Origin of the sequence: Oceanospirillum sp. (genome assembly GCF_048265165.1) — a bacterium.
Classification (GTDB): Bacteria; Pseudomonadota; Gammaproteobacteria; order Pseudomonadales; family Halomonadaceae; genus Oceanospirillum.
The window spans coordinates 39,129-61,116 of sequence record NZ_JBLXCD010000009.1 but is presented as its reverse complement, the minus strand read 5'-3'; the positions used below and the strand labels follow the sequence as shown (position 1 = coordinate 61,116).

Below are 21,988 nucleotides of genomic sequence, written 5' to 3'. Positions count from 1 at the left end.
TTGATTTGTACACTGTCCTGAAGAGGTTCGAATCATGCCGTCTTTATACGATACCCAAGCTCCAAAAAAAGCGACTAACCTGAGCTTGAATAGTGACCTTCTGGTTAAAGCTAAGGATCTGAAAATTAACCTTTCAGCTACTCTGGAGCAGGCGCTTAAGGAAAAGTTGGCTGAGCAAGAGGCGAAAAATTGGGCAAAAGAAAACAAAAAAGCGATTCAGGCATATAACGAATTTGTTGAAGAAAACGGCTGTTTTGGTGATGAGTACAGGTCGTTCTGATGGCTCAGTTTGATGTTTATAAAAACCCGAGCCGTCATTCTTGTAACGCTTACCCTTACCTGCTGGATATCCAACATGACTTTCTGACCGATCTGGCGACCCGCATTGTTATTCCTCTTGGTCGATTGAGTCATTTTCAGAACGAAAAGCTGCGGGAGCTAACGCCGGAAGTTGAGTATGAAGGGGAGAGGCTACTGCTTTTGACGCCCCAAATAGCGTCCATGCCCGCCAAGCAACTTAAAGATCCTATCGGGTCTTTAAGTCATCTAAGAGAAGAAATCATCGCATCGCTGGATTTTGCCGTGACGGGGTTTTGAATATTTAGAGAGCCAGGCTCTCTTGGGGTATATAGTGTTGTTGCTGGGTCATTTAAAGTGCTATGTCATCATCAAATTCCCCAAAATCAAATTTTTTTATTTCTGGGCGTTTGATCTCGCCTTTGCTTGCTTTCCAGCCGAGAGAGAACGCTGTAGACCAGCCGTGTTCGGCATATTGATGGCTTTCAACATTCAGCATTGTCCAGCCTAGCTTTAAGTATTTATTAGTAGTCTCCTCATCTTTAGTGTTAACCACTTCGATAATATCTTCGTATTTGTTTGTGCTTGGCATCAGTATCTTCCTTGTATTAAGCAGGTGGTTAGATCATGAAGTTGCAATGACTCTACCATAACCAAAAAGCCCCGATCTCTTTCAAGACCGGGGCTTTGTCTGCTTTAAGCGTTTAACCGGCGTTTAAGCCTGTTGTGCTTTTAGCTTCAGGCGGCATTCATGCAGCAGGGGTTCGGTGTAACCACTTGGCTGTTTGGTGCCTTCAAACACCAGTTTGCAGGCGGCTTCGAAGGCGATGCCGTCGAAGTTCGGTGCCATTGGCGTGTAGGTTGGGTCGTTGGCGTTCTGACGATCAACAACACCGGCCATGCGCTTCATGGTTTCCATCACCTGTTCTTCAGAGCAGATACCGTGATGCAGCCAGTTGGCGATATGTTGGCTGGAGATACGCAGGGTTGCGCGGTCTTCCATCAGGCCTACATCGTTGATATCCGGCACTTTAGAGCAGCCTACACCTTGATCAACCCAGCGTACTACGTAGCCGAGAATACCCTGTGCGTTGTTGTCCAGCTCTTGCTGAATCTCTTCCGCTGACCAGTTTGGATTTGGCTCAACCGGAATGGTGAGGATGTCATCCAGATTAGCGCGGCCACGGACTTTGATCTCTTGCTGGCGGGCAAAAACATCAACCTTGTGGTAGTGCAGGGCGTGCAGGGTGGCGGCAGTCGGAGACGGAACCCATGCGGTGTTAGCACCGGACATAGGGTGGCCGATTTTTGCCTTCAGCATGTCGGCCATCAGATCCGGCATGGCCCACATACCTTTACCGATCTGAGCTTTGCCACTCAGGCCGCATTCCAGGCCAACATCCACGTTCCAGTTTTCATAGGCACCGATCCAAGGGGCGGCTTTCATTTCACCTTTGCGGATCATCGGGCCTGCTTCCATGGAGGTGTGGATCTCATCGCCGGTACGGTCGAGGAAGCCGGTGTTGATAAATACGGTGCGATCTTTCGCCGCGCGGATACACTCTTTCAGGTTTACCGTGGTGCGACGCTCTTCATCCATGATGCCCATTTTCAGGGTGAAACGAGTCAGCCCTAGCGCATCTTCGATACGGCCAAACAGTTCGTTAGCAAAGGCCACTTCTTCCGGGCCGTGCATTTTAGGCTTAACGATATACATGGAGCCGGTAGTGGTGTTGCTGAATTGACCGTCACCTTTCAGATCATGCAGGGAGATCAGCGAGGTACAGATACCGTCGATAATGCCTTCCGGTACTTCGTTGCCGTCTTTGTCCAGAATGGCGTTGTTGGTCATCAGGTGGCCGACATTACGCACGAACATCAAGCTGCGGCCTTTCAGTGCGATTGGAGAACCATCTTTACCGGTGTACTCACGGTCACCGTTGATACGACGGGTAAAAGTCTTGCCGCCTTTCGTCACTTCTTCGGTCAGGTCGCCTTTCATCAGGCCCAGCCAGTTGCGGTAGATCACCACTTTATCATCGGCATCGACAGCGGCTACGGAGTCTTCACAGTCCATAATGGTGGTCAGAGCCGATTCCATCACCACATCTTTAACGCCAGCGGCGTCATCTTTGCCGATCAGATGAGTACGGTCGATCTGGATCTCAAAGTGCATGCCGTTATTGACCAGCAATACCGACTCTGGCACATCAGCGGCACCGTTAAAACCAACAAACTGCTCTGGCTTAGCCAGACCGGTTTCTGTGCCATCTTTCAGAGTAACAACCAGAGCGCCATCTTTAACGGCGTACAGAGTCGCCTGAGTGTGGTCACTAGAGGCCAGTGGCGCGGCTTCATTCAGGAAATTGCGCGCAAATTCGATCACTTTTGCGCCGCGAACAGGGTTATAGCTGCTGCCTTTTTCTGCGCCGTTCTCTTCAGAAATGGCATCGGTGCCGTACAACGCATCGTACAGGCTGCCCCAGCGGGCATTAGCGGCGTTCAATGCAAAGCGGGCATTCATAACCGGAACCACCAACTGAGGGCCGGCCATGGTGGCCATTTCCGGGTCAACATTGGTGGTGTTGATTGTAAAATCATCACCTTCCGGCAGCAGGTAGCCGATCTCACTGAGGAAGTCTTTGTAGGCGTTCAGGTCGAAGGCCTGGCCTTTACGGTCACGGTGCCATTGATCGATCTGTGCCTGAATCTGTTCACGCTTTGCCAGTAGTTCACGGTTGCGAGGCGCTAGATCATGGACGATAGCATCAAGCTGTGTCCAGAAGTGTGCAACGTCAACACCTGTGCCGGGTGCTGCATCATTGCTGATAAAATCGTAGAGTGTTTTTGCAACACTTAAGTTGCCGATCTGAACGCGTTCAGTCATGGAAAGTGCCTCTGTCTAAAAATTGTGCCTAAAAAGTTTAAAACTATGCCCAAGCGACGCCTGATTAAGGTGCTGCTGTGAGCAGGAAGTTGATGCGCTCCCATGTGCCGTGGGAATGATCAGAGCTTCATTGTGGTCCCTGTCAGACTTTTTTCTCGGTTGTCTGTTAGGGCCTCCCTTCTGTCCGATGTGCCGTCTTCCAGAAAAGGGCTGTACTGCCAGAGCGGTACAGTGCCCCGTAAAGATACCTGAAAGCACGGGCATTTGTCCCTAGATGTACGCCTAATGAATAAGACCATTGCGACGGGCAGGTCACAAAGTTGAGGGTACAGGGCGCAGTCATGGCTTGAGTCAGGTATGAGCTTCTTAAACGGGACGTTTTTATAAATAAGTGTTTCTGAGGTAGGATGCCAAACCCGATTCTATTGAATTGCAGACCGATGTAGGGAAAAACGCTCAGCCATGACTGCAAAAAATATACAAAATGCAGACCCTTTTCATGCCGCTATGCTGCGTAAAATACTGCTGGCAGAGGTGCTGCCGGATAACTCCATGCTCCACAGGATCAAGCGTACTTATAGTGATTTCTACGGCCTGAGCCGCTTGCCGTCATCGGAACACCTCTGGGGTTGCGTACGGTCTGATCGCTATGAGGTGGTCTATCAGACATTTCTTCCGTCATTGGAGGAAGGCGAGGTCGCCAACGGCTGTTTCTATCTGTTGCATGGTTATTATGATCATGTCGGCCTTTATACTCACCTGATTCAATTTTTGTTGGCTGAGGGGTACGAGGTTGTGGCGGTGGATCTGCCGGGACATGGTTTATCCTCGGGCCCAAGGGCTTCGATTATCTCTTTTGATGAATACAGCCGGGCACTTTGGCAAGTGATGCAGCTTACTGCGCAGCAGCGGGCTAAGCCTCTTAATCTGATTGGTCAGAGTACGGGGGGGGCTGTGATTATTGACTGGTTGCTACGCAGTCCTTTTAAAGATGAGTTTACGCTTGATAAAGTTGTACTGATGGCCCCCCTGGTGAAGCCCTGGAACTGGACTCAGGGGCTGATCAGTTTTTACCTGCTGTCGCCCTTTATCAATCGACTGAAGCGCCGCTTCTCTAAAAACAGTCATGATGAGAACTTTCTGCGTTTTCTTAAAGAAGAGCCGCTGCAGTACAACTATCTGGCAGTGGATTGGGTGCGGGCGTTGTCCCGTTGGATTCCAGCGATTGAAGCCGCTGACCCGGTCTCGGCGAACTGTCTGATTTTGCAGGGAGAGGAAGATCGCACGGTGGACTGGCAAAATAATCTCTGTACCTTGCTGGAGAAATTCCCTAATGCTGAAGTTTGCCGCTACCCGGATGCACGGCACCATCTGGTAAATGAAAGTGAGATATATCGCTTACAGTGGATGGCGGGCTTACGTTCTTTTTTGCGACATAAATAACTCCGGTCAGTCTCTGGTATGGACAATCCTGGGGCTGCGATGATAGAGGATGTCAGGTGTTTCGTCGGCTAATTAAGCTCTATTTTGCTTCAGTCTCTGGGACAAGGCTTGCGGTACTGGCTATTTTTTATAGCGTACTGGCTGGCTGCAGTACCTATGGTGACAGCGTTCAGGAAGTGCTAAATGAGGTGCGCAGAGAGAACTATGCTGCGGCTGACGATACAGCTCAGACGGTGCTTTCTCCTTCCGGAAGCGATCGTCTGCTTTACTTTCTTGAACGGGGTATGATTGCTCACCTGGATGGTCGTTATCAGGCGAGTAATTCACTTCTTGAGCAGGCTTACCGAATCTCTGAGTCGCTTTACCGGTCCGATCTCCGCGACTGGCTGGCGGTGGCAATGACACACCCGGGGAATGCTTCATACCGTGGGCAGCTGTATGAACGTGTCTATCTGCATTACATCAAAATGCTCAACTACCTTATGCTGGCGCAGCAACAAAACAGAGGCAGCCAACAGGAGCAACTACTGGATAGTGCCCGGGTTGAGAATCGTCGTATTCAGATTCTGCTGGATGAAAATGTCTTTATAACTGGCGACTACAGTCAGGCGGCGTCTGATCAGGAAAAGCTATTCAGCAAAATTGCTAAAGTATTTCGCCAGTTTAATGGCGATCCGGTAAACCCGGATGAACTTATCTTTCGTGATCAGGCATTTGCCCACTATGTGATGGGGGCGCTTTATGAACAGTATGGTGAGTTAGATAATGCCCGTATCAGCTATCAGCGTTCTGCCACGCTTTATGAAGATGGCTATACCAAACAGTATGGTCTGGATACGGCGATGACGGTTCAAGCCTGGAGTGATGTGGTCCGGGTGATGCAAAAAGCCGGTGGCTACGAAGAGCAGTGGCGTCAGCTGGTAAAAAGCAAAAGCCTACAGTCAGCGGAGTCTGATAACTCATCGGCTACCGGTGCATATCACTATCAGCCGGAAAAAGCTGAGCTGTTGATTCTGCAGCATGTGGACCTGTCACCCCAGCGTAAAGTGCTGAATATGCACCTGATGATTAATAGTGATAGTCGTCAGCTGGTGGTGCGTCCTATTCCTGTAGGCAGTCGTCAGGAGCAGCGTGAGCAAGTAGCTTGGTTTTATCTGCTTTATGCGGATAAAGGGCTTTATAATGTGGTGCGTGATTTTTCCGATGGCTCCATCCTGAATAGCGAAGGCGTTTTATTTAACAGTCGGGCCACAACACTGCGACCGGTTTGGTCATTGGTGGAGGATACCGGGCTGGATTATATCCTGGGCAATGGGGGTGTCCGTATCGCGGTACCGTATTACCCGATTCCTTATGCGCCCCTGCAAGCTGCGGAAGTGAGTGTTTCGTCGAAAAAAGGTGCGATCATCCGGCCAATGATAAAAGCAGACTCTGTGGCGATGCTGGGTTTGCTGCAACAGGCACTGGAAGCCCAGGCCGAACTGAACAGTGCCATGGCGCGGGAAGTTCTGCGTAATAAAGTGATGCAGGAGGCGGTGAAAGATATGGGCGCTTTAGGTGTGTTCGGGGGTAAGCTGCTCGCTGCCGGCACGACCAATGCCGATACCCGAAGCTGGCTGTCTTTGCCCCATCATATCCGGGTGCAGCGGCTTCAGCTTGAGCCGGGGCAGCATACCGTTGTCCTTAATAGCCGGTCAGCGAACGGGCAAAATATAAGGCAGGAGTACACCGTGGATCTGAAGGCCGGTGAACTTGAAATCCTGACACTGAGAACTTTTTTGCCATTGGCTGGAAAGCCTGATTAACCGTATAGGGTTTGAAGTGGTTTGGTACAATTTACATTTACAGGCTACAGGCAGTTTCCTGCAAGGTGTTTCGATATAGCTCGAAAGCCACTGATTTAAGCTTCAAGGAGAAATGATATGCGTATGATGGCTAAACTGGGTGCTGCTGCTCTGATGGGAAGCGCATTGCTGCTGGCGGGTTGTGGCGGCCCCTCTGTTGAACGGGTTGATGTGAATCAGGAGATCGCCCTGACAGATCGCTGGAATGATGAGGACTCCCGCTTGGTGGCCAAGGAGATGATGCAGGATATGCTGACCTTTCCGTGGTTAACGCGCTATAAGATGAGTACCGATGATGTTCGTCGCCCGACGGTTGTGATTCATACGATCCGTAATAAAACCAGCGAGCATATTCCTTCAGAAACCTTTGTTAATGACATTAAGCGTGAGTTGCTGCGTTCCGGTGACGTTGACTTTGTCGTCAGTGGCGATGAGCGTGACCAGATCCGGGATGAACGCCGGGATCAGGAACTGAATGCATCCGCTGGAACACAGGCTCAAATGGGGCAGGAGACCGGCGCTAACTTTGCACTTTCCGGCAGTATTAACAGCTTTGTTGATCAGCTTGGAGACACTCGCGTAACCAGTTATCAGGTGGATATGAAGCTGATCGATATGACCAGTAACCGGGAAGTATGGAATGGTCAGAAGAAAATCAAAAAGAAAATGAATCGCTAACCGCAGCGCCAGAAGTCAATAAACAGGAGAGTTAATTTGGCCTTTACAACCCGGAATATCGGAAAAAGAAACGGTTTGACCTTATTGCTGCTGGTTGCTGTAGCGCTAGCCGGTTGTTCATCTGCCCCTGAGCAACGGTTGGGTGAAGCACCGGCATGGGTTGATCAGCTTCCGCAACGGGCAGGGTATGTGTATGGGGTGGGAAGCGCTGATAATACCGGTAGTGAGTCTGCTGCAGCTGAGAATGCTAAAGAGCGTGCCCGTGCCGACCTGATTCGTCAGATGCAGGTTATGGTCAGTGGTGATTTTAGTAGTCAGACACAGTTGCAGATGACCGACGGGCAAAATACCAGCTTTATTGAGGAAGTTAACGATAAAGTACGTAGCCGTATCCCCGAGGTTGAACTGCCGGGTCTTGGCTGGAGTGATAGTTGGGTTAACCCGGTAACTAAAACGCACTATGCACTGGCGGAGCTGAATCGTCACTCAGCGGAAGCAAGATTAGCAGAGCAGCTGGCAGCTATTGATCTGGAGCTGGAAGGGAAAGCTCTGCCTGCCACGGAAACTCCGACAGGACAGCCTGTTAGTCGACTCGACCAAGCTCGTGCAGCGATGCCGGTTTTGCTGCGGTTTGCCCAGCGGGATAAGCTGGTGCGTCAGCTGAGGTTTGTTGCGGAGTCCGGCTTCAGCCGTTTTGCACCGGATGAAGCGCTGGTCAATCTGCGCCATGAACTGAATCGGCTGGTGAGCTCTTTACGGATTCAGCTTTCGCCGGTTAATACTGCAGCCCGGAAGCTGGATGCGTCTCTGGCGGAGGAGATGACAAAACTGGGCCTGCGTTTGAATGCATCTGATGATGACGAAGCAGACCTTCGCCTAAGCTATTCTTTGACTATGAGCAGTCGGGAAGTCAGACGTACTCACTATGTTTTTGCCCGCTCTGCCGTTCAGATTCGTGACAGCGAAAACCGAATTATGGGTTCTTTTGACCGTGAGGCGAAAGGGGTTTCCGGCATGAAAGATAGGGCGCAGCATCTGGCGGCCAAGCAGTTGGGTACGATCCTGTCCCGTGAAGTGATTGATGCGCTTTTTATTGCGGATTATTGATCCGCGATAAGGGGGACGAGACCGGTCGTAAAAAAGCTCGCCTTTCAGTGATGAAAGACGAGCTTTTTTGTCGCTGCTGTTTGCAGTTACAAGCTTAAGATCAGCCCATATCCGCAAACGGATTGTCCAGTTCAAGACTGATATCCTGAGCGTAACCCGGAATATGCAGCTTGCTGTCGGTGATCTGCAATTCGGGACCTTCCAGCACCTCACGGTCTCCAAAGTGATACACCACACTGAAGCGCCCAGCATCAACATCTGTCTGATACTCTTCTGCACGGGCTTTCTGTTGCTGTACCTTGTCTTCCCATGCGCTGATGGCGGTCTGGCCGTGCTTTTTAGTCAGCATCTGGAGTGTTACCTCCGGTGAGAAGATCACGCCGGTGGCGTTGTTGCCGCCAAAGCCTTTAGCGTTGATAAAGGCGGTATCCATCGGGCGCTCAGTCAGGTCAATTGCCTGCTGAGAAAACTCCAGATGACTCTGGTGAACATCATCGGCAATTTTGTCTGTGGTGGCGATACCTGGGATCATCTGGTGAGCCCAGGTGCCTAGTGCGCTAATGGTCTGATCCCCGGCTGCAGTGCCTTGGGAGTGACCGACATAGCACTTAATCGCAGCAACAGGCCAGCTTCTGATATCGAAGGCTTTAGCGACCTGATTCAGTACATGGGATTCCGTCACTCTGTTTTTCGGGGTGCTGGTTCCGTGGGCATGAACGTAGCTGCGTTGGCGCAGAGACTCTTCACCCAGAACGGAGCGTACCAGAGCGGCAGATTTTGCCAGGGTGACATAGTTGCCAATCCCTGGGGCGCTGATGGATTTTTTAAAACCATCAGCATTTACAAACACTTCCGGCACAGAACCAAAGATCTGAGCACCCAGCTCCAGAGCCAGAGTATCATCCGTCAGCATCAGGTACTGAGCACCTTCCGCCATGGTGAAGCCACAGTTTTCCGCAAAAGGGCGGCAGGCTTTCTGGTAATCCGCATCCGCTAGCTTTTCCAGTGCATCCAGTGCCATCAGGCTGGCATCATCCGCCAGAGCGCCCATTACACGGAAGCCTTCAATGACTTCGGGGGTTACCGGCGCATCACTGGTACCGACAACGGCTAAGCGACGACGACCCAAGCGGATATCCGTTACAGCTGCCTGTAGGTTGTATAGAAAGCTGGCGCAGGCACCGAGATGACCCGCAGTTGCGCCGACGCTGCCCAGTACATAGGCGTTGATAAAATCTGCAGGCATCTGGCCGTAGCCCAAAGGCATCTGCTTGGAGGTGGCACGTTTACCGTTAACAAAGCTCTGCAGCAAACCGCCCCAACCATACTGATCCATCTGACCGATGGAGTTACCGGCATAGACCGCCATCTGATCCGGGCGCAAGGTGTCTTTCACTGCATCCCAGTCCAGACCAGTACTGCCCAGCATATCGGAAGCTGCAAATACCGCCATCTGCAGGCCGCGGGGATGATGCACTGATCGGTAATGTTTACCTGGATTAAAGCCTGTGGGGATCTGAGCTGAGGCTTTTACGCCGGCTTCGCGCCCATCGGGAATCAGGGCTTCAAAGTCGCCGGTAATGGTGATCTGGTAATGGCCATTGTCCAGTGCTGCGACTTGCCAGTTATCCGGAGTTGTTTTCGGCATCTGGCGGGGACGCAGGGTAAAACTGATCGCTTCCTGATCCGGTTTGATGGTGATCCGGGCATTGGCGGGCATTGCATCCACATCAAACAGGTCGGGATGGGTTTTACGGATAAGTGTGTTACTCAGAACTTGGGGGCGAACCTTGCTTGCAGCTGTATTCAGATCCAGGCTTTCCCCTTCAGCAGTAATCCACTGACCCTCTTTTTCTGTCAGTAGCCCCATCATACAGGCGAGGCTAACCAACGTCTGTGCTTGTTGCTCACTATCAAGACTGTTTAAAACGGTGCGGCGAAAACTCTGAAAACCTGAGCTTCGACCAGCAGCATTAACGCCGCCAAAACCAATAATTACCGGTAACTGTGACAAGCCCCACTCCTCATAACGGTGTCGCAACTTATGGAGTCGCAATGATACTGGATAGCACGAATGACCTGAAAGTCAGCCTGCAGTTTAGCTTGTTGGGGATGGCCAAGAGGTGATGCACAACCTGGAAGCTAAACTCTGAAGGGCAGCGTTTTAAACAAAACACTGACCTGAAAAATTAAGCGGAGAATGTTATCACTTACCAAACAGCGCGGCTATGGCTGAATGCCCGTCAAATGTGGATTTTATGCAGGTTTTTACGCCTTTTCTGTTTGAAATCATAACGGTATTTTAACCGCTTTTTAATTGCGCTACACAAGTAGCCTGGGTGGCACTATCGGGCTCGACCCCATTCGATAAAATGAATACACTCAGGTTTTATGCTGCGGTGCGGGATAAAACCAGTGCCGGAGTGATAAAGGTATCAGTACTGAGGGAACGATTATGATCAGGGTAGTTTTTAACCAGAAAGGTGGTGTCGGTAAATCCAGTATCACCTGTAATCTTGCGGCAATCAGTGCTCAACAGGGCTTGAAAACACTGGTGATTGATCTCGACCCCCAGGGGAATTCCAGTCATTATCTCACTGGCGAAAGTGTGCAGGAGATGCATGATACATTGTTTGATTTCTTTGAGCAGTGTCTGACGATCTCCTCCCAACGTAAGCCGGTGGAACAGCTGATTCGGCAGACTCAGTGGGAGAACCTTTATCTGCTGCCTGCCCATGGTGAGCTGGAAAGTCTGGAAGCTAAGCTGGAGTCACGTTACAAGATCTATAAGTTCAAAGAGATGTTGCAGGAGCAGGCTGAAGTTTATGATCAGATTTTTATTGATACGCCTCCAGCTCTGAATTTCTTTTCCCGATCCGCGCTTATCGGGGCCGGGCGCTGTTTGATTCCTTTCGACTGCGATGCATTTTCCCGGCAGGCACTGGGGCAATTACTGAGCAATATTGATGAGATGCGTATGGATCATAATCCGGAGCTTCAGGTTGAGGGAATTGTTGTTAACCAGATGCAACCCCAGGCGAAGCTGCCACAGCAACTGGTGAATGAGCTGGTCGATGAAGGGCATCCTGTGTTGCCGGTCTATCTTATGTCATCGGTAAAAATGCGGGAGTCCCACCAGTTAAGCAAGCCTCTGATCTACCATGTGCCACGCCATAAACTCACCGGTCAGTTTGTTGATTTGTTTCAGTTGCTGTCGGAGTAGGGGTTAGACCTTTGTAGATCATGCAGGGCGAAAACGCCCTCTTTACGGGGCGCGCCTTTCTTTAAATTATCAACTGTTTAAATATTTCTTTTTACGAAGCCTTTCCGCCCCCGCCATAATCAGGCCTGCGGTTTTTCTACTATCCATAAATAATGTTCGGTGGCATTACGACCCACAAGGTCTTACTGACCAACCGACAGACCGCACGCTAACTGGCAGCTCAATACCCTTAAGCAGCTGGCAACCTAAATGCGAATCTATCCTGCAAGCTAACAACCTGGACCTGAACAATGTTTAAACGTCAAACCCTTATGGCTGCGCTGGCGACCTGTCTGCTGATCAGTCCTTTCGCTCAGGCGGAATACAAAAAAGAATATACCGTTTCAACCGTACTGCCTTCTGCCTTCCCTTGGGGGCAGGCCGCTGATAAATGGGTCGAGCTGGTTAAAGAGCGCTCGGAAGGCCGTATTAATATGAAAATTTACAGTAACTCTCAGCTGGTCTCTGGTGACCAAACGAAAGAGTTTTCGGCGATGCGCTCTGGCCTGATTGATATGGCTGTGGGCTCTACGATTAACTGGTCGCCACAGGTGCCGGAACTGAACCTGTTCTCGCTACCGTTTTTAATGCCTGATCATGCGGCGATTGATGCGATTACTGGAGGCGAAGCCGGTAAGGCGGTCTTTAAGGGCATCGAAAAACGTGGCGTTACGCCTCTGGCTTGGGGTGAAAACGGTTTCCGTCAGTTATCTAATTCTAAGCAGAAAATTGATAAGCCTGAAGATCTTAAAGGTTTGAAAATCCGCGTTGTTGGCTCACCGCTATTCCAGGATACGTTTACCGCTTTGGGTGCTAACCCTACCCAGATGAGCTGGGCGGATGCAAAACCTGCATTAACCACAGGTGCGGTTGATGGACAGGAAAACCCAATCTCGGTTTTTGATGTGGCGCGTATTGATCAGGTTGGTCAGGCTCACCTAACCCGCTGGGGTTATATGGCAGATCCTTTAGTGTTTGGTGTCAGTACTCGGGTGTGGCGTCAGTTCTCACCAGAAGACCAAAAACTGCTAAAACAAGCGGCTATTGACGCAGGTAAATGGGAAAAAGAGAAATCCCGTAGTGAACTAGAGTCAACGTTGGCGAGAATTAAAGAGCGGGGCATAACCGTAACGGATCTGACACCAGAACAGCATGCTGCTTTTGTTAAAGCGACGGAGTCGGTGTATGAAAAATGGACACCACGTATCGGTGCTGCGCTGGTTAAACAGGCTCAGGAAGCGGTTGCTAACCGTAACTGATGCTGCGTTGGTTTGATCTGGCGACAGTCTGAAAAGATGGTCGCTTTTACTGTTCCTGATGACGGTAGGCTGGTGTCACCGGCCTATGGTCTTTCAATGAGTGTCTGTTTGTTCCTGCGGAGCTGTTATGTCCCGTCGTCCAAAATTCCGTCCAGAGGCCTGGCTGGCCAGTCTGGCGCTGATCGCTATCTGTCTGATCAGTTTGGGTAATGTTATCGTGCGTTATGCCACGGATGCTTCTTTTGCCTTTACCGAAGAGTTTTCGGTTTTTTTTCTGGTGTTGCTGACCTTTGCTGGAGCTGCGGTTGCGGCCCGGCATAATCAGCATATCCGTATTGAATTGGTTGAGCACCATCTTCCAAAGCCTATGTTAAAACTGGTGTATCTCCTGCAATGGATGGCAGGCATTATCGTGATGGGGATTACTCTTTGGTATGGCGCTCACTTTGCGCTGGAGGAGTATCAATGGGAATCTCTGTCGCCGGGTTTAGGGCTCCCTAATTGGATTTATGTGATTTGGCTGCCGGTAATGGCGTTAGCCATTATGGTACGTACGACTCAGAATCTTGTTGATCGTCTGCAGGGTAAGCAGGATGGAGAGGTGATCCATGAGTCCTGATATTCTGATGATTGTCAGTTTTCTCCTGGCTTTATTGTTAGGCGTGCCGGTCGCTATTGCTCTGGGGTTAGGTGGTGTGGTCGGTATTGTGACCGGACTGTCGCCTGATATGCTGGCGACACTGGGTACTAACACTTATAACAGTGTTGCTAAATATCCGCTGATTGCGATTCCTCTGTTTATTCTTACTGGCCTGATCTTTGAACGTGCGGGTGTCGCTGCAAGTCTCGTGCGTTTTGCTCAGGCGATTATCGGCCCACGTCATGGTGGTCTGGCGGTTGTTGCGGTCCTTGTGTGTTTGATTATGGGTGGCATGAGTGGCTCAGGACCGGCTGATGCTGCTGCTGTTGCCATGGTGATGTTGCCAAGTATGCGCAAAGCAGGTTATCCACAACCTTTTTCGGCGACTTTGATTGCCGCTTCTTCATCTACCGCAATTCTGATTCCACCCTCCATCGCCTTGATTCTTTATTCCATTGTGGTGCCTGGTGTTGATCTGCGAGCGCTGTTTGCTGCAGGACTTTTCCCCGGTGTACTGGCGGGCCTGTCACTGTTGGTTCCGGCGTTATGGCTGGCCCGTAAACATGGCTGGGAAGATCCGGACGCATCAGAACGACCTCCTTTGTGGGAAAGCTTTAAAGCTGCCATTCCGGCTCTGTTTGCCCCTGTGATTATTCTGGGCGGTTTGCGCTCCGGTTTATTCACACCAACAGAGGCTGCCGTTGTAGCCGTGGCTTACGGTGTACTGGTGGGTACGTTGGTCTATCGCAATCTGAGCTTTAAAGCTCTGTACGAGCTGATTACCGAGGCGGCTGTGACCTCAGGTGTGGTGATGTTTATTATTGCACTGGCGGGTATTTTTGCTTGGGCAGGTACAACATTAGGCACCTTCCAACATCTGGCAGAAGCGCTTCTTTCTTTGTCAGACAGTGGTTGGGTGTTGCTGCTGTTGGTGATGTTATTGGTTTTATTGGCGGGGATGTTGCTGGATGCGGTATCTATCTATCTGATTCTGATACCCATTTTGTTGCCGTTGATGCAGCACTTTGAGTGGAATCCGGTTTGGTTTGGTATTCTGTTGGCGATGAATATTGCTATTGGTCAGTTTACACCGCCGGTGGCAGTAAACCTGATGGTGACCACCCGTATCGCGGGTATCCGTCTTGAACATACCATCGGCTGGGCATTGATCTTTATTGCCGCTATGGCTTGTAGCTTGCTGTTGGTGATGCTGGTGCCGGGGATCGCCCTATGGTTACCGGAGAAGCTGGGTTACGTGGTGGGGCCGTGGTAGTAGCTCAGTAGTGACTTAAAAGTCGTAGAATCTGGCAAACTACGGTTAGCTATTTTCTTTGTCGGAAGGCGCGCCCACGCCGCTTTTCCAACCTTGTGATTTTTCCCGGTGTAGGCCGGATAAGCGCCACTCAAAGAGCATTCAATATGCGAAGATCTTTAATGGCGCGCCATCCGACAAATGCTGATGGGCTTACACCCAGAGTATGGAAGCAGGAATAACCCGTTTGACGCCCTGAAGGGCGACCCACAACAAAACGGAGAACCTGTGGGTCGGGCTTCAGCCCGTCAGACTTGCCTGCCTTCTACTCCCTTCCGGTCTCAATCGGGCGCACACTGTCCGTAATCCACTCGCTCCATGAACCGGCATACAGACGCGGCTCCGGCAGCCCGGCAACGGTTGCGGCCAATATCAGGTGACAGGCTGTCACACCGGAACCGCAATACACGGCAGTGGCGGCATCGGTATCCAGCGCACTGAGCTTCTCTTTCAGCTGCTCCTGTGACAGGAACATACCCTGTTCATCCACCAGCTCTGTGAAGGGAAGGCACTGAGCACCCGGAATATGGCCGGCCACCGGATCAATCGGCTCTACCTCACCGGCAAAGCGTTCAACACCACGGGCATCCAGCAACACCGGTTTTTTCAGCAGTAGTTGCTGGGCGTTGATCAGTTTTTCATCCTGCCAATTCAGTCTCGGTACTTCAGTCAGAGCATTGTCGCTGCGCTGTTCACCAGTTTCCGTAGCCAGTCCTTCTGCCAACCAGGCATCCAGGCCTCCGTCCAACACCTGCACCTGTTCGATGCCAGCATAACGCAGCAGCCACCAGGCGCGTGCCGCTGCCATTGCAGCATTATTCTGGTCATAAACGACAACAGGCCGCTCATGGGTGATTCCCCATTGCTGTAATTGGCGGGTAAAAGCTTCTTTGGCAGGCAGGGGGTGTCGACCTGTCACTCCCGCCTGGACTGCTCCTGAGAGGTGCTGATCCAAATCAGCGTATTGAGCACGAACAATATGCTCGGTCATATAAACTTCCTGACCTGCCGCTGGTTGCTGTAGATAAAATCGGCAGTCCAGTACCACAGGGGCATCAGAGGACTGTAGCTGCTGACAGAGCTGTTGAGCATTAATCAGAGGAGGGGGTGTTGCAGACATATCCTAGTCTCCTGACAAATTTACTCTAGCATACCTTGCTGCCTCTATTCCGCCTACCGGATACGATTAACTCTTGGTTAAATTTGCAAAACTACCAGTAGGTAGAATTAAAATATTCTTTTGTTTTTAAAGAATTTTTATATTTCAATTTTGATTTTAAATAACCCGGCATTCTAATCCATGTAAGAACTAATGCCTTTAGGATTAAAGCTTCCCGATCAGTGGTGGAACGGACAGGTACATGGGTTTCGGGTACAATAGTGCCTTTTACCCACAGGCTGTCTGTGGTGTTGGGATTGTCGGGCATGAACCTGATTTTGTAGTGGTTTTCCGTGTCCCGAATGATTCAGGAGTGATGTAATGAAGTATATCGGTGCCCATGTCAGCGCCAGTGGCGGCGTATTTAACGCGCCTTTGAATGCCAAAGAGATCGGTGCCAATGCTTTTGCTCTGTTCACTAAAAATCAGCGCCGCTGGCAGGCCAAGCCACTGGATGACCTGACCATCCGCAAGTTTAAACACAATTGCGAAAAACACGGCTTTAAGCCGGAGCAGGTTCTCCCCCACGACAGTTATCTGATCAATTTGGGCCACCCGGAAGTGGAGCCACTGCAAAAATCACGGGATGCTTTTCTGGATGAGTTGCGGCGCTGCGAGCAATTGGGGCTGACCTATCTGAATTTCCACCCAGGTAGTCATCTGAGAAAGATTGACGAAGCCGACTGCCTGAGCCGTATTGCAGAATCTATCGACTGGGCGTTGGCTCAAACGGAAGGTGTGATTGCTGTGATCGAGTGCACCGCCGGTCAGGGTAGTAACCTGGGCTGGCACTTTGATCATCTGGCGGCAATTATCGATCAGGTCGAAGATAAAAAACGGGTGGGTGTCTGCCTGGATACCTGTCATATGTTTGCGGCAGGCTATGACATACGTACTGCAGAAGCCTGTGATAACACCTTTACTGATTTTGAAGGTACGGTTGGCTTTGACTACCTGTACGGTATGCATCTTAATGATTCCAAAGGCGGGTTAAACAGTCGCCTTGACCGTCATCACAGCTTAGGCAAGGGTGAGATAGGTTTAGAGGGATTTTGTTGGATGATGCAGGACAGTCGTTTTGATGGCATTCCTCTGGTGCTGGAAACCATTGAGCCGGAGATCTGGGCGGATGAGATCCAGATGCTGCGCCGTTTTGAGCAGGGCCAGATGCCGGTATGAGCCTGAATATCGGTATGAGTACCCGTATGAACATGAGTGTCGGCATAAATCTGAATTCACAGGTGAAGAAGCCAGCAGGCTTCATGGAGCCACAACGATGAAACATCGCCCACACGGCAATAAGAGTTTTGGTAACTCCCGTGAGATCCATACCACTCAGGATGGCCCCCATGATGAGTTGGTTGACCGGGTGTTTAAGCACTGTCGGGAGCCATTCAAAAAACCTTATCAGCAGCATAATCTTGATGCTTTTAATAAGGCCAATAATTGGTTGCGGGGTCAGAAAAAACCCCTGATTCTGGACAGTTGCTGCGGTGTTGGTGAGAGTACGCGCCAGTTAGCACAAATGTTTCCGGATCATGCTGTGATCGGTGTTGACCAGTCAGAGGATCGTCTGAGTCGGAAGTTAGGCGAACTGCCGGATAATGTACTGTTAGTACGTGCTAACCTGTTGGACTTTTGGCGTTCAGCAGTGGATGCAGGCTGGAAGCCTGTGCGCCATTACTTACTTTACCCAAACCCTTACCCTAAAAAGAGTCAGTTTAAACTGCGCTGGCAGGGTGGACCTATGCTGCCTTATATCGCAGAGCTGGGCGGTCGCTTTGAGTGCCGCAGTAACTGGCAAATTTATGTGCAAGAGATGGCTCAGGCCATTAGCCTGCTACGTCTACCTACCAATGAAACGCTGGATGAAGATCTGGGCGGTGTTAAAACCTCAATGCTGGATCATGCTGCCGCTCAGGTTGTGGCTATTGAGCCTGACCCGATACTGACACCGTTTGAACGTAAGTACCTAGGCAGCGGTCAGCAGGTTTACCGGTGGGTTTTTGAACCGACATCAGACTGCTAAAACACCGGAAAATTGCCCTCCGGTGAGGGCTGGTATAACAGGAAAAATAAGAGCGCAGGATAATATGGCTAAGCAACAACACATTGTGGTGCTAAGTGGTGCAGGCGTTAGTGCGGAGAGCGGTATTCAGACTTTCCGCGATGGTGATGGTCTGTGGGAAAATCATAACGTTCAGGATGTCGCTACACCTGAAGCCTGGCAGCGCGATCCTGAACTGGTGCTGCGCTTTTATAATGAGCGTCGCCAGCAGATCCGCAAGGCGGAGCCTAATGCCGGCCATAAAGCGATTGCCCATCTGGAAGACGGTTTTAAAGTGACGGTTATTACCCAGAATATTGATGATCTGCACGAGCGCGGCGGCTCGTCCGAGGTGTTGCACCTGCATGGTGAGATTGGCAAAGCCCGCAGTACGTTTGATGAGCGTCTGGTGGTGAGTTTGGGGCAGAGCGATATCTACCCCGGTGACCTGTGTGATAAAGGCAGCCAGCTGCGCCCGCATATTGTCTGGTTTGGCGAAGATGTGCCTATGTACCCCATTGCCCATGAGGTCACTCAAGCGGCAGATCTGGTGATTGTGGTGGGCACCTCATTGCTGGTACAACCCGCTTCATTTCTGGCCAGTGCTGCACCTCATCATGTTGCCCGTATTGTGGTGGATCCGAAAGCATCTGCAGATACTCCGGCATTTTATCTGCGTGATGCCGCTGGTGTCGCTATGCCTGTGTTGGTGGATTATTTATTGGAAAACGGCATTGAAGATCTGTCCGGTATTCCTGGCCTGCAGCACGCCTGAATCTTCTCTTTTGAGGCTTTTTCTGTATCGCATAACTCATTCCCATGTTTGCGTGGGAATGCATAAAGCGGTTTTAACCCTGAACACCTACTCCCTATACACTAATTCCCCGGAAAATTACTGAATGTCCAAGCCGTTTTCTCTGCCTATGCCCCCTGCGCCAGATACACCACGCAAGCCTTTTGCTGCCCGGGGTTCCCGAGTGAACCGTTGTACCGGTTGCCTGATGGCAAAACATTTCTGTATCTGTGACCTGCGCCCGGAAAATGTCGCCTGCCGTGCTCAGGTCTGGCTGATAATGCACCCGGAGGAGATTTACAAACCCACCAATACCGGGCGTTTGTTAGCGGACTGTTTACCGGAGACTCAGGTGTTTTATTGGTACCGTACCAGCCCTGATTCGAAGTTGCTGGCGCTGTTAGAAAACGATCAGTATCAGCCCTTTATTATCTTTCCGGATGATATGGAGGACTATGCTCATCGGGTGGTGTCTTTTCAGCCGGAGCGGGAAAAGTCACCGGAAAAGATTCCGGTGTTTATTATTCTGGATGGCACCTGGCGACAGGCACGGCGGATTTTCCGCAAGAGCCCGTATCTGGATAACCTGCCTGTACTGCCGTTAAAAACCGACCGCCTGACCCGTTACGCCCTACGTAAACCGGCCAGTGACCAGCACCTGTGTACCGTGGAAGTGGGTATAGAACTACTGCGGCAGGCGGGGGAAAACGAAGCGGTAGACGCTGTGGAAAACTACTTTGCGGCCTTTAATCGCCGGTATGCGGAATCCCGTGGTTTACGAGAAGAGGTGGAAGCACGATTAAACCGCTGACCGGTTTTATTGCGGGCAAGGACAGGCAAAAAGCGCCCCCCGGCTCAATCATTTTTTGTACAAATGTGATCTCGCCGGGCGTTTGGCTGGTGCTTAATATCAGGCTGTTGTCTGGCGGTTCAGGCAACCGTTCTCTAATAGATTACATTGATGCTCAGCAAGCTCCATCCAAAAGGCTTTGTCAGGCGTGATACCCATGGTGACCTCAAGGTTGGGTGCCATCAGGAAAGGTTGGTTCATAAGACTCAACATGCTGATATGCAGCATTTTCGGGTCAAGTTTAGGGTTAAGAACACCACGCTCCTGCATTTTTCGCAGCATGATTTCCATCGGGCGGCACTTTTCCCGAAAGCGTTGTTGAATAAAGTCATCTTCCAGAGGGCCATCTTCAAACAGCAGGCACTTCAGAATGACGACAATAAACCCCGGATACTCAGACATCAGGGCGTAATAGCGCTGAAAGAAGTCTGAGAAGCTCTCAGGTGGGTTTTCGACTCCATCAAGAACCAGCTGATGCAAAGGCTCAAACGTCTCGATAAACATCGCCTGAAACAGGCCTTCTTTATTACCGAAGTAATAATGAATCATCGCCATGGTTGACTGCGCACGGGCAGCAATTTCACGGGTAGTAACCTGCTGGTAGTTTTTCTCAATAAAGCAGGATCGAGCCGCGATAATCAGATTTTCACGAACGTTTCGTGCGCTTTTGCTGGTTGGGCGGCCACGCTTCTTAGCTGGTACGGGTTTAAATTCTGCATTCATGGGGATGGCATCTTTTAATCGGTTGATTAAAAGCTAGGGTAGAGTATTTGGCGGATGAAGCAAAGAGAGAAAAATCAGTTATTATCGAAAGGTTTGATTGATTTAATCGATTAATCAATATGTAGGATAAATGATGCAGATTAGTCAGCCTGGAATAAAAAAACCGCACAAAACGTCAGCTACGTTCAAGTGCGGCTTTTTATCAGAAGCTTCCAAAGGAAGCTTCTGCTATTTTACTGCGTTTTAAACGTCCAGAAAATCCAGGATGCCTTCAGCAGCTTTGCGTCCTTCATCAACCGCAGTAACGACCAGATCCGAGCCGCGTACCATGTCACCACCGGCAAAAATCTTAGGGTTGGTAGTCTGGTATGGGAACCGGGCGTCTTCTTTGGCGATAACACGTCCGCTGTCATCGGTTTCGATATTATTGCCTTCGAACCAGTCAGCAGGGCTTGGGCGGAAGCCAAAGGCCACCAGAATAATATCAGCCGGTACGATCTCTTCTGAGCCCGGAACCACTTCAGGGCGGCGACGGCCATTGGCATCAGGTTCACCCATGCGGGTGCTGACCATCTTGATGCCTTCAACTTTATCTTCACCGACAATGGCAACTGGCTGGCGGTTAAACAGGAATTTAACGCCTTCCTCTTTTGCGTTCTGAACTTCACGTTTGGAACCCGGCATATTGGCCTCATCACGACGATAGGCGCAGGTTACCGATTTAGCTTCCTGACGAATCGAAGTACGGTTACAGTCCATTGCTGTGTCACCACCGCCCAGAACGATAACGCGTTTGCCTTCCATGCTGATGTAATCTTCCGGGGATTTCTCGTAGCCCAGGCAATGATTAACATTGGATATCAAGAAATCCAGGGCTGCGTGAACACCTGGCAGGTCTTCACCTGGCAGGCCACCGTTCATATAGGTGTAAGTGCCCATGCCCATGAAGACGGCATCGTAGTCAGACATGAGCTTATCGATGGTGATATCGCTACCCACTTCCGTGTTCAAACGGAATTCAACACCCATATCGGAGAAGACTTCACGACGGCGAACCATCACATGTTTCTCCAGTTTGAACTCAGGGATACCGAAAGTCAGTAGGCCGCCGATCTCTGGATTCTTATCGAATACAACAGGCTTAACGCCATTACGCACCAGAATATCCGCACAGGCAAGGCCTGCTGGGCCGGCACCTATGATAGCGACTTTTTTATTTGTCCAAACCACTTTCGACATGTCCGGACGCCAGCCCATGGCAAAGGCGGTATCGGTAATGTATTTCTCAACAGAGCCGATGGTAACGGCACCAAAGCCGCCCTCGCCCAGAGTACAGGAGCCCTCACACAGGCGATCCTGAGGGCAAACTCGGCCACACACTTCCGGCAATGAATTGGTGCTGTGACACAATTCGACAGCTTCCATAATGTTGCCTTCCGTTGCCAGCTTCAGCCAGTTCGGGATGTAGTTGTGTACCGGACACTTCCATTCGCAGTACGGGTTACCACATGACAGACAGCGGTGGGCCTGAGAGGATGCATCCACAGGTTTAAAAGGCGCATAAATCTCTTTGAACTGCTTTTTTCGTACATTAGCAGCCGTTTTTTTCGGGTCCTGACGGCCCACGTCGATAAACTGGAAATCGTTGTTCAGTTGTTCAGCCATAGCAGCCTCACCTCATTAAAAA

20 protein-coding genes are annotated in these 21,988 nt (G+C 50.6%); 14 read left to right on the top strand and 6 right to left on the bottom strand.

Annotated elements, in window-relative coordinates; translation table 11 throughout:
- Positions 1–34 precede the first annotated feature (34 nt).
- Together ACN0R8_RS14770 and ACN0R8_RS14765 are read left to right on the top strand one after the other, a co-directional pair.
- Positions 35–280, top strand: a complete 246-nt coding sequence (locus ACN0R8_RS14770) for a type II toxin-antitoxin system CcdA family antitoxin (protein ID WP_417598771.1) — start codon at positions 35–37, stop codon at positions 278–280.
- Positions 280–597, top strand: coding sequence for a CcdB family protein (locus ACN0R8_RS14765; protein WP_417598769.1), 318 nt, complete (start codon positions 280–282; stop codon positions 595–597). The genes ACN0R8_RS14770 and ACN0R8_RS14765 overlap by 1 nt, the downstream gene beginning before the upstream one ends.
- Positions 598–649: 52 nt before the next feature.
- On the opposite strand, the gene ACN0R8_RS14760 is transcribed toward ACN0R8_RS14765, so the two are convergent.
- Both ACN0R8_RS14760 and ACN0R8_RS14755 read right to left on the bottom strand, forming a co-directional pair.
- Positions 650–889: a hypothetical protein gene (locus ACN0R8_RS14760; protein WP_417598767.1), complete on the bottom strand. Its 240-nt coding sequence runs from the start codon at positions 887–889 to the stop codon at positions 650–652.
- 123 nt (positions 890–1,012) lie between these two features.
- Positions 1,013–3,184 carry a malate synthase G gene (locus ACN0R8_RS14755; protein WP_417598765.1) on the bottom strand — a complete coding sequence of 724 codons (2,172 nt, stop codon included), beginning with the start codon at positions 3,182–3,184 and terminating at the stop codon, positions 1,013–1,015.
- Between the two features lie 462 nt (positions 3,185–3,646).
- On the opposite strand from ACN0R8_RS14755, the gene ACN0R8_RS14750 reads away from it, so the two are divergent.
- The 4 genes from ACN0R8_RS14750 to ACN0R8_RS14735 all read left to right on the top strand — a co-directional run bounded on the left by ACN0R8_RS14750 (position 3,647) and on the right by ACN0R8_RS14735 (position 8,256).
- Positions 3,647–4,627: an alpha/beta hydrolase gene (locus ACN0R8_RS14750; RefSeq protein ID WP_417598763.1), complete on the top strand. Its 981-nt coding sequence runs from the start codon at positions 3,647–3,649 to the stop codon at positions 4,625–4,627.
- A gap of 56 nt (positions 4,628–4,683) precedes the next feature.
- Positions 4,684–6,432 carry a hypothetical protein gene (locus ACN0R8_RS14745; RefSeq protein WP_417598761.1) on the top strand — a complete coding sequence of 583 codons (1,749 nt, stop codon included), beginning with the start codon at positions 4,684–4,686 and terminating at the stop codon, positions 6,430–6,432.
- A 117-nt stretch (positions 6,433–6,549) separates the two neighbouring features.
- A complete protein-coding gene (locus ACN0R8_RS14740; RefSeq protein ID WP_417598759.1) occupies positions 6,550–7,149 on the top strand; it encodes a penicillin-binding protein activator LpoB in 600 nt (199 codons plus the stop codon).
- 36 nt (positions 7,150–7,185) lie between these two features.
- Positions 7,186–8,256 (top strand): LPP20 family lipoprotein, encoded by a 1,071-nt coding sequence (locus ACN0R8_RS14735; RefSeq protein ID WP_417598757.1) that lies wholly within the window; start codon positions 7,186–7,188, stop codon positions 8,254–8,256.
- A 100-nt stretch (positions 8,257–8,356) separates the two neighbouring features.
- Here the strand turns inward: ACN0R8_RS14735 and ACN0R8_RS14730 are convergent, their stop codons facing one another.
- Positions 8,357–10,270 carry a beta-ketoacyl synthase gene (locus tag ACN0R8_RS14730; RefSeq protein WP_417598755.1) on the bottom strand — a complete coding sequence of 638 codons (1,914 nt, stop codon included), beginning with the start codon at positions 10,268–10,270 and terminating at the stop codon, positions 8,357–8,359.
- A 441-nt stretch (positions 10,271–10,711) separates the two neighbouring features.
- Between ACN0R8_RS14730 and ACN0R8_RS14725 the strand changes: the two genes are divergently transcribed.
- From ACN0R8_RS14725 to ACN0R8_RS14710, 4 genes are all read left to right on the top strand, one after another.
- Positions 10,712–11,479: a ParA family protein gene (locus tag ACN0R8_RS14725; RefSeq protein ID WP_417598753.1), complete on the top strand. Its 768-nt coding sequence runs from the start codon at positions 10,712–10,714 to the stop codon at positions 11,477–11,479.
- A 290-nt stretch (positions 11,480–11,769) separates the two neighbouring features.
- On the top strand, positions 11,770–12,777 hold the full coding sequence (locus ACN0R8_RS14720; protein WP_417598751.1) for a DctP family TRAP transporter solute-binding subunit: 1,008 nt from the start codon (positions 11,770–11,772) through the stop codon (positions 12,775–12,777).
- Between the two features lie 127 nt (positions 12,778–12,904).
- Complete coding sequence (locus ACN0R8_RS14715) at positions 12,905–13,396, top strand: TRAP transporter small permease (RefSeq protein ID WP_417598749.1); 492 nt, start codon at positions 12,905–12,907, stop codon at positions 13,394–13,396.
- Complete coding sequence (locus tag ACN0R8_RS14710; protein ID WP_417598747.1) at positions 13,386–14,690, top strand: TRAP transporter large permease; 1,305 nt, start codon at positions 13,386–13,388, stop codon at positions 14,688–14,690. Before ACN0R8_RS14715 ends, ACN0R8_RS14710 begins: the two co-directional genes overlap by 11 nt.
- Positions 14,691–14,994: 304 nt before the next feature.
- Here ACN0R8_RS14710 and ACN0R8_RS14705 read toward each other — a convergent pair whose 3' ends face one another.
- A complete protein-coding gene (locus ACN0R8_RS14705) occupies positions 14,995–15,849 on the bottom strand; it encodes a sulfurtransferase (protein ID WP_417598745.1) in 855 nt (284 codons plus the stop codon).
- Between the two features lie 360 nt (positions 15,850–16,209).
- On the opposite strand from ACN0R8_RS14705, the gene nfo reads away from it, so the two are divergent.
- The 4 genes from nfo to ACN0R8_RS14685 all read left to right on the top strand — a co-directional run bounded on the left by nfo (position 16,210) and on the right by ACN0R8_RS14685 (position 19,539).
- Positions 16,210–17,067 (top strand): deoxyribonuclease IV, encoded by an 858-nt coding sequence (gene nfo, locus ACN0R8_RS14700; RefSeq protein WP_417598743.1) that lies wholly within the window; start codon positions 16,210–16,212, stop codon positions 17,065–17,067.
- 97 nt (positions 17,068–17,164) lie between these two features.
- Positions 17,165–17,917, top strand: a complete 753-nt coding sequence (gene trmB / locus ACN0R8_RS14695; protein ID WP_417598741.1) for a tRNA (guanine(46)-N(7))-methyltransferase TrmB — start codon at positions 17,165–17,167, stop codon at positions 17,915–17,917.
- A 64-nt stretch (positions 17,918–17,981) separates the two neighbouring features.
- Positions 17,982–18,710 carry an SIR2 family NAD-dependent protein deacylase gene (locus ACN0R8_RS14690; RefSeq protein WP_417598739.1) on the top strand — a complete coding sequence of 243 codons (729 nt, stop codon included), beginning with the start codon at positions 17,982–17,984 and terminating at the stop codon, positions 18,708–18,710.
- 124 nt (positions 18,711–18,834) lie between these two features.
- Entirely contained in the window at positions 18,835–19,539 is a 705-nt protein-coding gene (locus ACN0R8_RS14685) for a tRNA-uridine aminocarboxypropyltransferase (RefSeq protein WP_417598737.1), read from the top strand.
- A gap of 99 nt (positions 19,540–19,638) precedes the next feature.
- Here ACN0R8_RS14685 and ACN0R8_RS14680 read toward each other — a convergent pair whose 3' ends face one another.
- Both ACN0R8_RS14680 and ACN0R8_RS14675 read right to left on the bottom strand, forming a co-directional pair.
- The gene (locus ACN0R8_RS14680) at positions 19,639–20,301 is read right to left on the bottom strand and encodes a TetR/AcrR family transcriptional regulator (RefSeq protein WP_417598735.1); all 663 of its coding nucleotides are present in this window, start codon (positions 20,299–20,301) and stop codon (positions 19,639–19,641) included.
- Between the two features lie 243 nt (positions 20,302–20,544).
- Positions 20,545–21,966, bottom strand: a complete 1,422-nt coding sequence (locus tag ACN0R8_RS14675; protein WP_417598733.1) for an FAD-dependent oxidoreductase — start codon at positions 21,964–21,966, stop codon at positions 20,545–20,547.
- Positions 21,967–21,988: the final 22 nt, after the last annotated feature.

What these genes read in the sequence shown, in the direction of transcription:
- ACN0R8_RS14770 (WP_417598771.1), top strand. Translation starts at nt 35, where the DNA reads ATGCCGTCTTTATACGATACCCAAGCTCCAAAAAAAGCGACTAACCTG.
- ACN0R8_RS14765 (WP_417598769.1), top strand. Translation starts at nt 280, where the DNA reads ATGGCTCAGTTTGATGTTTATAAAAACCCGAGCCGTCATTCTTGTAAC.
- ACN0R8_RS14760 (WP_417598767.1), bottom strand. Translation starts at nt 889, where the DNA reads ATGCCAAGCACAAACAAATACGAAGATATTATCGAAGTGGTTAACACT.
- ACN0R8_RS14755 (WP_417598765.1), bottom strand. Translation starts at nt 3,184, where the DNA reads ATGACTGAACGCGTTCAGATCGGCAACTTAAGTGTTGCAAAAACACTC.
- ACN0R8_RS14750 (WP_417598763.1), top strand. Translation starts at nt 3,647, where the DNA reads ATGACTGCAAAAAATATACAAAATGCAGACCCTTTTCATGCCGCTATG.
- ACN0R8_RS14740 (WP_417598759.1), top strand. Translation starts at nt 6,550, where the DNA reads ATGCGTATGATGGCTAAACTGGGTGCTGCTGCTCTGATGGGAAGCGCA.
- ACN0R8_RS14725 (WP_417598753.1), top strand. Translation starts at nt 10,712, where the DNA reads ATGATCAGGGTAGTTTTTAACCAGAAAGGTGGTGTCGGTAAATCCAGT.
- ACN0R8_RS14720 (WP_417598751.1), top strand. Translation starts at nt 11,770, where the DNA reads ATGTTTAAACGTCAAACCCTTATGGCTGCGCTGGCGACCTGTCTGCTG.
- ACN0R8_RS14715 (WP_417598749.1), top strand. Translation starts at nt 12,905, where the DNA reads ATGTCCCGTCGTCCAAAATTCCGTCCAGAGGCCTGGCTGGCCAGTCTG.
- ACN0R8_RS14710 (WP_417598747.1), top strand. Translation starts at nt 13,386, where the DNA reads ATGAGTCCTGATATTCTGATGATTGTCAGTTTTCTCCTGGCTTTATTG.
- ACN0R8_RS14705 (WP_417598745.1), bottom strand. Translation starts at nt 15,849, where the DNA reads ATGTCTGCAACACCCCCTCCTCTGATTAATGCTCAACAGCTCTGTCAG.
- nfo (WP_417598743.1), top strand. Translation starts at nt 16,210, where the DNA reads ATGAAGTATATCGGTGCCCATGTCAGCGCCAGTGGCGGCGTATTTAAC.
- trmB (WP_417598741.1), top strand. Translation starts at nt 17,165, where the DNA reads ATGAAACATCGCCCACACGGCAATAAGAGTTTTGGTAACTCCCGTGAG.
- ACN0R8_RS14690 (WP_417598739.1), top strand. Translation starts at nt 17,982, where the DNA reads ATGGCTAAGCAACAACACATTGTGGTGCTAAGTGGTGCAGGCGTTAGT.
- ACN0R8_RS14685 (WP_417598737.1), top strand. Translation starts at nt 18,835, where the DNA reads ATGTCCAAGCCGTTTTCTCTGCCTATGCCCCCTGCGCCAGATACACCA.
- ACN0R8_RS14680 (WP_417598735.1), bottom strand. Translation starts at nt 20,301, where the DNA reads ATGAATGCAGAATTTAAACCCGTACCAGCTAAGAAGCGTGGCCGCCCA.
- ACN0R8_RS14675 (WP_417598733.1), bottom strand. Translation starts at nt 21,966, where the DNA reads ATGGCTGAACAACTGAACAACGATTTCCAGTTTATCGACGTGGGCCGT.